At 69.9% G+C, this 10,671-nt stretch carries 6 protein-coding genes; 4 read left to right on the top strand and 2 right to left on the bottom strand.

Annotated features, from left to right (window positions below; genetic code table 11):
• Together E3T40_RS03590 and E3T40_RS03585 are read left to right on the top strand one after the other, a co-directional pair.
• On the top strand, positions 1-1,457 hold a 1,457-nt coding region (locus E3T40_RS03590), incomplete at its 5' end, for a Pls/PosA family non-ribosomal peptide synthetase (protein ID WP_370287862.1).
• Positions 1,457-2,884 (top strand): M1 family metallopeptidase, encoded by a 1,428-nt coding sequence (locus E3T40_RS03585; RefSeq protein WP_241981656.1) that lies wholly within the window; start codon positions 1,457-1,459, stop codon positions 2,882-2,884. The genes E3T40_RS03590 and E3T40_RS03585, both read left to right, overlap by 1 nt.
• A 169-nt stretch (positions 2,885-3,053) precedes the next feature.
• On the opposite strand, the gene E3T40_RS03580 is transcribed toward E3T40_RS03585, so the two are convergent.
• Positions 3,054-3,836, bottom strand: a complete 783-nt coding sequence (locus tag E3T40_RS03580; protein ID WP_166786560.1) for a 4'-phosphopantetheinyl transferase superfamily protein — start codon at positions 3,834-3,836, stop codon at positions 3,054-3,056.
• Positions 3,837-3,976: 140 nt separating this feature from the next.
• Here E3T40_RS03580 and E3T40_RS03575 point away from each other — a divergent pair, with 140 nt between their 5' ends.
• Complete coding sequence (locus E3T40_RS03575; protein ID WP_134542661.1) at positions 3,977-4,993, top strand: magnesium and cobalt transport protein CorA; 1,017 nt, start codon at positions 3,977-3,979, stop codon at positions 4,991-4,993.
• On the opposite strand, the gene E3T40_RS03570 is transcribed toward E3T40_RS03575, so the two are convergent.
• A complete protein-coding gene (locus tag E3T40_RS03570; RefSeq protein ID WP_134542660.1) occupies positions 4,971-5,990 on the bottom strand; it encodes an adenosine deaminase in 1,020 nt (339 codons plus the stop codon). The genes E3T40_RS03575 and E3T40_RS03570 overlap by 23 nt on opposite strands.
• 133 nt (positions 5,991-6,123) lie before the next feature.
• Here E3T40_RS03570 and E3T40_RS03565 point away from each other — a divergent pair, with 133 nt between their 5' ends.
• Entirely contained in the window at positions 6,124-10,005 is a 3,882-nt protein-coding gene (locus tag E3T40_RS03565; RefSeq protein ID WP_241981655.1) for an AAA family ATPase, read from the top strand.
• Positions 10,006-10,671 lie beyond the last annotated feature (666 nt).

Here is a 10,671-nt window from a genome sequence, read left to right as displayed (position 1 = left end):
CCGCCCGCATGGGCGCCGCCCGCGGCTCCTGGCCGGCCGAGCGCCCGCCGCGCGGGACCCGCTGGCTGACCGCCTTCGCGACCGGGGCCATCGCCATGACGGCCCTGCCCGCGATCGCGGTGCTCGTCGGAGCGCTCATCGTCGGGGCGTCCATCGGCGACGCCGCGGCCCTGGCCGATGCGGCCGGGCGGGCCGCCCTGGCCACCCCGCTCGCGGTCGTGGCAGCCGGGCTGGTCTACGCGCTGCTGGTGCTCGGCTCCGTTCGGCTGCTCGGTGTGGGCCTGCGGGAGGGGTACTATCCCGTGCGCAGCCGGATCGGCTGGCAGGTCTGGATGACCGAGCGCATCCTCGACGGCGCCCGAACGCTCCTGTTCCCGATCTACGCGAGCCTGCTCACCCCTATCTGGCTGCGCCTGCTCGGCGCGAAGGTGGGCGCCGGCGTGGAAGCCTCCACCGTGCTTCTCATCCCCGCCCTGACGACCATCGCCCCGGCCGCGTTCCTCGCCGACGACACCATGGTCGCCTGCTATGAACTCGGCGGCGGCTGGCTGCACATCGGGCCGGCCAAGATCGGCCGCCGGGCGTTCCTCGGCAACAGCGGCATGGCGGGCGCGGGCCGCACGGTGCCGCGCAACGGGCTCGTCGCGGTGCTCTCCTCCACGCCGCGCAAGGCGAAACGCGGGTCGTCCTGGCTGGGCAACCCGCCCGAACGGCTGCGCCGCACGGTGACGGATGTCGACGAGGCCCGCACCTTCCACCCACCGGCCCGGCTCGTCACCTGGCGGGCGCTGTGGGAGATGCTCCGGATCATGCCGGTCATCGTCACGGTCCTGATCGCCCTCGGCGTGCTCGTCGCCCTTGATGCGCTCTGGCTCACGGTCGGCCTGGGGTGGACGATCGCGCTCTCGGGTCTGGTGCTGCTGGCCGCGGGGGCCGTCGCCGCCCTGGTGACCACGGCCGCGAAGTGGTTGCTGGTGGGCCGGATCGACGCTACGGAACATCCGCTCTGGTCGTCGTTCATCTGGCGCAACGAGGTGTCGGACAGCTTCGTCGAGATGGTCGCCCGACCCTGGTTCGCGGCGAAGGCGGCCGGCACGCCGGCGCTCGCCGTGTGGCTTCGCACTCTCGGCGCGCACATCGGGTACGGCGTGTGGTGCGAGACCTACTGGCTGCCGGAGGCGGACCTGGTGAGCATCAAAGACGGTGCGACCGTGAACCGGGGCTGCGTGGTGCAGACGCACCTGTTCCACGACCGCATCATGCAATTGGACCGGGTCACCCTGGCGGCGGGCGCCACGCTCGGGCCGCACAGCGTGATTCTGCCGGCGGCCGACATCGAGGAGGGCGCCACTGTGGGGCCTGCCTCGCTGGTGATGCGCGGGGAACGCGTGCCGGCCGGGTCGGTGTGGTCGGGCAACCCCATTTCGCCGTGGCGCAGTCTGCCATGGCAAACTTGATGCCCACCATGCCTCGCACCCCACCGCCCTCAGGCCCCGCTCAGAGCCCGGCCAAGAGCCTCACCCCGCTGCCGCCCAGATCCGCGCTCGGCCCGGCCGGCGTTCGAGGGGCCGCTCCCACCCACGGCGCCGCCACCGCGGGCGACCCGTACCTGCCGGGCAACGGGAACGGCGGTTACCTCGCCCTGCACTACGACCTGAACCTCGACTACCGGGTGACCACCAACCAGTTGCGGGCCACAGCCACCGTGCAGGCCCGGGCATCGATGAGGCTGGACCGGTTCAGCCTCGACTTCGATGGTCTCACTGTGGACCGGGTCACCGTCGACGGGGTGCGGGCGCTGAAGGTGAGCCAGAGGGCGCGAAAGCTCACCATCACGGTGGTGGCGACGATCGAGGCCGGGGCGCTGTTCGAGGTGACCGTGCGGTATCGCGGCGCGCCGCATCCGTTGAAGAGCATCTGGGGCGAGGTCGGCTGGGAGGAACTCGACGACGGCGTGCTCGTGGCCGGCCAGCCGACCGGGTCGGCGTCGTGGTTCCCCTGCAACGACCACCCCAGCAACAAGGCCTCGTTCCGCATCCGGGTCAGCTGCGAGGACCCCTACACGGTCGTGGCGAACGGTACGCTGATCGCGCGCACGACCCGGTCTGGCCGCACCAGCTGGACCTACGAGGTGAAGGAGCCGATGGCTACTTACCTGGCCACGGTGCTGATCGGCCGTTACCGGCGCACCGACGCCGCCGCCGCCCCGGTGGCCCAACGCATCTTCTTCCCGGCAAACCTCGCCCGCGAGGTGGCGGTGGACTTCGCCCGACTTCCGGAGATGATCTCCCTCTTCGCCGACCGCTTCGGTCCCTACCCGTTCGACGCCTACTCGGTCGTGGTCACCGAAGACGAGCTGGAGATCCCGCTCGAGGCCCACGGCCTCGCCATTTTCGGTCGCAACCACGTCGACGGTGCGCACGGCAGCGACCGGCTGATCGCCCACGAACTGGCCCACCAGTGGTTCGGCAACAGCCTGACCGTCGTGCGGTGGCAGGACATCTGGCTGCACGAGGGGTTCGCCTGCTACGCCGAGTGGCTGTGGGCGGAGGCCGGCGGTGGACCAACGACCGATGCGAGTGCCGCCGTGCACCGGACCGAGATCGCGGCCCTGCCGCGGGACATCGTCGTCGGCGAACCGGGGCCGCACGACATGTTCGACGACCGGGTCTACAAGCGCGGCGCCCTGGCCCTGCACGCGGTGCGCCGGTCGCTCGGCGACGACGCCTTCTTCGGCGCCGTGCGCGCCTATACGCGGGCGCGCCGCCACGGTTCCATCACTACCGAGGACCTTGTGGAGTTCCTTTCCGTGCACACCGATAGCGGTGAAATTCGCCGGATCGTCGACCGCTGGATCTACCGGAGCGCCCTGCCCAAGCTTTAGGCGAGGTTGGCTGGTCCAGCCGACCGACCCTCCCGCCCGGCGTCGAACCAATTCGACGGAGATTCTCTCGAATGCGAGTCATTTTCCGGTTTTTGAGCCCCTTTCGGGCAAAATCTCTGTCGAATTCGTTCGGGGCGGAGTGCTGTACGGCGGTCTCGGACTCAACCGGCTAGGCCGGACCATTCAGGTGGTGACGGATGTCCGCGTTCGGCACGATATGCACGGTCGGCCCGTCCGCGGCGCGCCTGCCCTCGCCGAGAACGGCCACCGTACCGACGAGCGCCGTGCCGACGAGCGCCGTGCCCACGTACTCGGCACCCATGAGCGCCGTACCCGGGTCGAAGTCGCGAAGCCGAATCGCGTCGACGTCAACGTCGACGTCGGCTCCGCGCCAGGCGTCGAGGCGCGGCGAGCCCCGGCCGCCGCCGCCCGGCAACGAGACGGTCAGGTTGCGCGGGTCCACTCGGAGCCCGTCGCCCGTGCACTTCAGCACCGCCTCCTTCGCGGTCCACAACCGGGCCCGCGCGCGTGCGGTGTCGGCGGCGCCCGCGGCGGCGCCCGCGGCGGGGGCCGACAGTCTGGCCAGGGCGGTGAGCTCCGCCTGCCCGAGCGCGACCGCATCGAACCCGGCCCGGGAGACGTCCGCGACGCTCTCGATGTCCACCCCGACCGGGCCGAGGAAGGTCAGGGCGAACGCGACGCACCCTACGGCGCGACTGAGGCTGACGTGCAGCGGGTGGGTCCCCGCTCCGGCCCCGGGCGACACCGCCACCAGCGGCCGGCCGTGGTCCCGGCCGCCGCAGTGCGGACAGTTCCGCTCGATGCGCACGAGGCGCGGATCAACGCCGAGCGCCCAGGCAGCCGCGGCCGCCAGGAACCGACGGTCGTCGGCATCCGTGGACCCGCGGGGAGCGACGACGATGAAGACGTCTCCGGCTCGCTCAGGGTTCACGACCCCCAACCTACCTTCCCCGCCGGTGCCCGGTCAGAGCGCGTGCCCGGTCAGTGCGCGAGGCCGGTCAGTGCGCGAGCCCGCTCAGCGGGCGGCCCGTCCGGTGCGACACTGGTAGCTGTTAGCTAAGGAGAGCGCGCGTGGCACTGATCGACAACGCTGTATATGTGAAGGGCCGCCGGGCCGCGAACCCGACGACGCTCGACGAGACCTATGAGGTGATGAAGGCCCACCAGGGCTTCGCCTGGATCGGGATGTACCGGCCCTCACCCGACGAGGTGCGCTCGGTCGCGGCCGAATTCAGCCTGCACCACCTCTCGGTCGAAGACGCGCTGAAGGGCCACCAGCGGGCGAAGCTGGAACGCTTCGACGACATCCTCTTCGTCGTGCTACGTCCGGCCCGCTACCTCGACCAGGAAGAACGCGTCGAGTTCGGCGAGCTGCACGTTTTCGTGGGCCCGGACTTCGTGGCCACCATCCGCCACGCCGAGTCGCCCGACCTCGCGCAGGTGCGCGAGCGCATGGAGAAGACGCCGGAGCTGCTGGCCCTCGGGCCGGAGGCCGTGCTCTACGCCATCCTCGACCAGATCGTCGACGAGTATGGGCCGGTCGTCGCCGGGTTGGAGAACGACATAGACGAGATCGAGGACCAGCTCTTCGATGGCGATCAGGCCGTCGCCCGGCGCATCTACGACCTCTCCCGGGAGGTGATCGAGTTCCAGCGTGCGACGCAGCCGCTCGTGGGCATGCTGGAGTCGTTGCAGAAGGGCTTCACCACCTACAACGTCCCCGCGGAGCTCAGCCACTACCTGCGTGACGTGCTCGACCACACCCTGCGGGTTGTCGAGCGCGGCGACGCGTTCCGCCAGCTCCTCGACAATGCCCTCACTGTGCACAGCACCCTTATCACCCAGCGCCAGAACGAGGAGACCCGGCGGTTGTCCGAGACCAGCCTCGTCCAGAGCGAAGAGGTCAAGAAGATCTCGAGCTGGGCGGCCATCCTCTTCGCGCCCACGCTCGTGGGCACCATCTACGGCATGAACTTCACCCACATGCCCGAGCTCACCTGGGTGTTCGGCTACCCGTTCGCACTCGCCCTCATGCTCGCGATGGGCGTCGGCCTCTACGGCGTCTTCAAGAAGAACGGATGGCTATAGCCGGCGCCGGCTGGGCAGCACGCCAGGCATCGACCTCGGCAGTCAGGGCCGCCTTCTCCCCGTTCGTCAGGAACGACGCCTCGATCCCGTTCCGGGCGAGCAGGGCCAGCCGGTCCGGTCCCAGGCCGAACTCCGCATCGACCGCGGCCAGGTTGTCGTCGATGTAGCCGCCGAAGTAGGCCGGGTCGTCGGAGTTGATGCAGGCGAGCAGCCCGCGGTCGAGCATCCGCACGATGGGGTGGTCGGCGAGGGTGTCGATCACGCGCAGTCGCACATTCGAGAACGGGCAGACCGTGAGCGGGATGCGGTCCCGCACAAGCCGGTCAAGCAGCACCTCGTCTTCCAGGCTGCGGATGCCGTGGTCGACGCGTTCCACCCCGAGCAGGTCGAGGGCCTGCCAGACGAAGTCGGGCGGTCCTTCCTCGCCCGCATGCGCCACCAGGCGCAAACCGTTCTCGCGGGCCAGAGCGAAGACCTCGGTGAAGAGCTCCGGGGGATAGCCGACCTCGGCCGAGTCCAGCCCGATGCCGTCGATCGGCACCTCACCGGCGAGAATCTCTCGCAGGATCTGCAGGGCCTCGGCGGGTGGACGGTCCCGGAGGAACGTCACGATCAGCTTCGTGCTGATGCTCCACTCGTCGACCGACCGGTCCAGGGCGTCGCGCACCCCCGCCAGGGCGGTGACCAGCGGGACGCCCCGGCTCGTGTGCGCCTGCGGGTCGAAGAAGAGCTCCGCGTGCCGCACCCCGGCCGTGCGGGCGCGGGCCAGGTAGGCGCGGGTCAGGTCGGTGAAGTCGATCCGTTCACGCAGCACGTCCAGGGCCCGGTAGTAGAGGTTCAGGAACGACTGCAGGTCGGCGAAGTCGTACTGGGCGCGCAGCTCCGCCAACGACGCCCACGGCAGAGTCACCGCGTTCCGCGCGGCCAGCTCGAAGAGCAGCTCCGGTTCGAGGGTTCCCTCGATGTGCAGGTGGAGTTCGACGAGGGGGAGTTTCATTGCACCATTCTCGCCGAGGCGAGCCGAATCGCTGACGGCCGCACGCGCATCCGGAAGTTCCGTTTTGAGACAATTCGGGGCTGAATCCGCGCAATTCCGGGCCGCCTGCCGGGGAATCGGAGGGATTTGGCTTATGGTGTCGAGTGTGTGGCGCCTCGATAAGAAACTAGATGACGACGACATCCTGACGGAGATTCAGGATGCTCCGCCCACCGACCCGCACGATTCTGCGGCTCCGCACGCGGTCAGCTTGGGCGATCCGTCCCTCACCGTGGGCAATGTGGCCGACCCGGTCTGGCAGCGCTGGCGCGACGAACTCGCCGAAGTGGGCGGGCGTTCCCCGCTGCTGCACTTCAGCGACGGACCCCGCACGCGGATCGAACTGAGCGCCACCCATCCGGGCGGTCTGCCCCAGTTCATCACCGGCAAGACGGCTCTGCTCTCCAACCTGATCCGCGACGAGCTGGCCCTGCGCAACGCGCGGCTGGCGGCCGGCGAGATCACCCAGAAGGGCATCGAACTGCGCTCCATGCGCGGCATCGAATCGGTGCACCTGGCCATCGGCCTCGCCGAGTGGCGCCACAACGATGTGGACTACAGCGCTCCCGTGCTGCTGCGCCCCCTCGCCATTCGCCGCTACGGCCGCGATTTCGAACTCAAGCTCAAGGGCCAGCCGTTCCTCAACCCGGAACTGGCCCGCGCGCTGAAGGACCAGTTCGAGATCGTTCTGGATGCGGATGCGTTCGTGGCGTTGGCCGTCACCAACGGCGCCTTCAAACCGCAGCCCGTGATCGACCGGTTGCGCGGCCTCACCTCGCACCTGCCCTGGTTCAACGTGGTACCGCGCCTCGTGGCCTCCGTGTTCGCTGACGTCGGCCGCGCTCTCGCCGCCGATGCGGCCAACCTGGACCATCCGCTGCTCGACGCGATCGGTGGCAACGCCAGCGCCCGGCGCGCCATCGAGACCGCGTACAACCCGGTCGTCCCGCTCGGCCAGGATTCCCGGCCACCGGCCACCGACATCCTTCTGCTTGACGCGGACTCCGAGCAGGAGAACGTCGTCGCACAGATCGCGGCCGGCAACTCGCTCGTCGTGAAAACCCTTCCCGGCACCGGCGGCACGCAGACGATTGTGAACGCGATCGGCTCGCTTATCGCTCAGCACAAGCGCGTGCTCGTCGTCAGCGCCCGCCGCTCCAGCCTCGACGGTATCGCGCACCGCTTGGTGCAGGTCGGGCTGCCCGGGGTCGCCGTGACCCCCCGCACCCTGCGCCGGGACCTGATCCAGGCGATCACCCGCAACGAGAAGGCCACCCAGCCCATGGTCGGCGACGTCGACGACGCGCTCGTGCGCCTGCGCAAGGTGCTACTCGACTACCGGTCGGCGCTCACCCGCCGCGACCCGGCGCTCGGGGTGTCTGTTCTCGACGCCCTCGGTGAGCTGGCACGCCTCGCGCAGCTGCCCTCACCTCCCTCGACCACGGCCAGGCTCGACCGACGCGCGCTCGAACGCCTGGCGCAGGGTCGGCCGGCCGCCGCCGCCACCCTGATCAAGGCGGCTGCACTCGGTGAATTCCGCTACGGACCGGGCGACTCGCCCTGGTACGGAGCCTCCTTCTCCTCCACCGCGGACGCCTCGGCGGCGCACCAGCTGGCCAAACGGGTCAACCAGATCGAACTCCCGCGCCTGCTCGAGCGTGCCGCCGGACTCGTCGGCCAGACCCGACTGCGACCGTTCGAGACCATCGCCGAGCTCGGCGTCTACCTGCGGCTGCTGCTCGACATCCGGGAGACGCTCGACAAGTTCCAGCCGGCCGTCTTCGACCGGTCCCTGACCGAACTGATCTCCGCGACCGCGTCCCGCCGGGAGTCGCCCGAGATGACCGGCGCGAACCGTCGCCGTCTGCGCAAGCTCGCTGTGGAATACCTGCGCCCCGGCGTGCACGTGAGCGACATGAACGAGAGCCTGCGCCGCATTCAGCAGCAGCGCACCCTGTGGCAGCGCTTCGTAGTCGCCGGCGTCACCCCCGAGGTGCCTGTGGGTATCTCGGATGTGCACGTGGCCTACCAGCGCGTCTCGGAAGACCTCGCGAGCCTCGACATTCCGCTCGGAGCGGCCGGAACCACGCGTCAGCTGTCGAACCGCCCGGTGAAGGAGCTCATCTACACGATCTCCGGCCTGGCCGCCGAGAGCGAGGTACTGGCGAACCTACATGAGCGCACCGCGCTGCTCGCTACCCTGCGCGAACACAATCTCGACCCGCTGATGACCGACCTGGCCCAGCGCCACGTGTCCGAGAGAGACGTCGCCGACGAGCTCGAACTCGCCTGGTGGCAGTCCGTGCTCGAGACCATGCTCAGCGGCGACAAGGCCCTCCTGAACGCCAACACGCAGGTTCTCGACCGGCTCGAGGCCGACTTCCGCCTGGTCGACGAGGCGCACGCCTCGACCACCGGGCAGCTCCTCGCCTGGCTGCTCGCCGAGACCTGGAAGATCGGCGTCGTCGACTGGCCCGAGGAGGCCGACAACCTCAGGCGCCTGTTGCGCGCCGACCGGGCCACCCCCACCCGCCTGCACAAGGCCGCCCCGCACCTGGGCCGCGTGCTCGCCCCGGTCTGGCTGGCCTCGCCCTACGAGGTGGCGGCACTCGCCGACCAGATGAGCTTCGACACCGTCCTGCTCGTCGACGCCGGCGCCACCACTCTGGCCGAGAACGTCGGCGCCATCCGTCGCGGCCGGCAGATCGTCGCGTTCGGCGACCCGGTCACGCAGACACCGTCGTCGTTCGAGACCGGCATCACGGCCGCCGCCGACGACCGCGTCGAGCAGGAGACCAACGTCGACGCCCTGCACGCCGACTCGGCCCTGGCCCGCCTCGGCGAGCTGCTGCCGACCCTCACCCTGACCCGCAGCTACCGCGCTGGCGGCGAAGACCTCGCGGAACTCGTCAACCACCGTTTCTACGGCGGGCGCATCGACTCCCTGCCCTGGGCGGGCAGCTACCTCGGGCACGGCAGCCTCACCATCAACTACGTGGCCGGCGGGCACGGCATGCCCGACGCCGACTCCGGGGCCGTGGAAAGCGTCGACGCCGAGGTGGCCAAGGTCGTCGAACTCGTCATGGACCACGCCGTCAAGCGCCCGAAGGAATCACTCATGGTCATCACGGCCAGCGCGCGGCACTCCGTGCGTGTGCACCAGGCAGTGCTGTCCGCCTTCTCCAAGCGTACCGACCTCTCCGACTTCATCCTGAAAGACCGGGCCGAGCCATTCACTGTGCTCACCCTCGAGCAGGCCGTGGCGCAGAGCCGCGACCGGGTGATCTTCTCCATCGGCTACGGCCGCACCCCGCACGGCCGTCTCCTGACGAACTTCGGTTCGCTCGGTGAACCGGGCGGTGAGCGGCTGCTGGCCATCGGCATGACCCGGGCCCGCCGGGCCATGGACATCGTTTCCTGCTTCCGCCCCTCCGACATCGACGAGGATCGCCAGCGCCACGGCATCCTCGCGCTCTCCCAGGTACTCAGCGAGACCGAGGCGCGCCGCAACGAGGCCCAGGTTCCCGACGCAAGCGAGGCGATGCTGGTCGACCTGGCCCGCCGCCTGGAACGCCTTGGCCTCACCGTGTCGCTCGGCCACCGCGGCAAGCTGGCCCTCGCCGGCTCGCACGCGGGCCGTGCCGTCGTCGTCGAAACGGATGCCGTCGTCGGCCGGTCGAGCTTGCGCGAGTCTCTGAGGCTCCGCCCCGAAGTGCTGCGCCGCCTCGGCTGGCACTACCTGCGGGTGCACAGCTTCGAACTCTTCAGCAACCCGGACGCGGTGGCCGCCCGCGTGGCGGCACTCGTCGGACTGTCGGTGCCGCCGGCGGCTGCCGGATTCTCCGCGCATGGCTCGGCCGCGCATGGTTCGACGGCGCCTGGTTCGACGGCGCCTGGTTCGACGGCGCCTGGTTCGACGGGGCGTGGTTCGACGGGGCCTGGTTCGTCCGGTCCGGTGCGCCGACCTGGTGCCTGAGCGCGGCGTACCCGAGCGGGATGGTCTCGACAAGTTCGACCACCGGGATAAGGTCGGCCACCGGGACGCATCCGTCGTTCCCCGGCAGTCCGTCGTCAAATCGGCCGGCACGTCCCGGCGTGCTCGGCTGACGCCCGCGCCCGACACCGACCCCGATCCGCACCCACCGGTTCTGCGCGAGGAGGGCGGCATCGTGCCCGCCGATCCCGCCGGACATGGCACCCGCGGCGTCAACGACGAACGGCTCCGTCAGGACCGCCCGCCGCACTGNCTGGTAGCCGAAGGGACGGAGTTGGTGACTGCCGTGGATGAGTGAGGCCGCATCGTCGTGGGCGATGGGCCCGCCGAGCCCGTGTGTGTGTGTGTGTGTGTGTGGCTAACTCAGGACATCCGCCGGCCGCATTCACCAGCCGCCGCGGAGCAGTGCGGAACCGGCGCGGATGCCCGACCCGGCCGGACGGATCTCCTGAGTTGGCCACAACCCCTGCCTGCTGTGCAGCAGCGCTTGTGCCGTTCGGTATCCACCACGCGCTCCGCCCGCGGCCCGAACGAATTCGACGGAGATTCTGGCTCTCCTGCTTCATCCGTGGGTGTTGCGGAGCGCCTTAACGGCCGCACGCCGCTTCCTGTCTAGGTTTCTGACTGTCTAGGAACAGAAACTCAAGG

The sequence above is a fragment of the Cryobacterium sp. TMT1-19 genome (assembly GCF_004403055.1).
Classification (GTDB): domain Bacteria; phylum Actinomycetota; class Actinomycetes; order Actinomycetales; family Microbacteriaceae; genus Cryobacterium; species Cryobacterium sandaracinum.
This window is presented reverse-complemented; position numbering and strand designations above follow the sequence as displayed.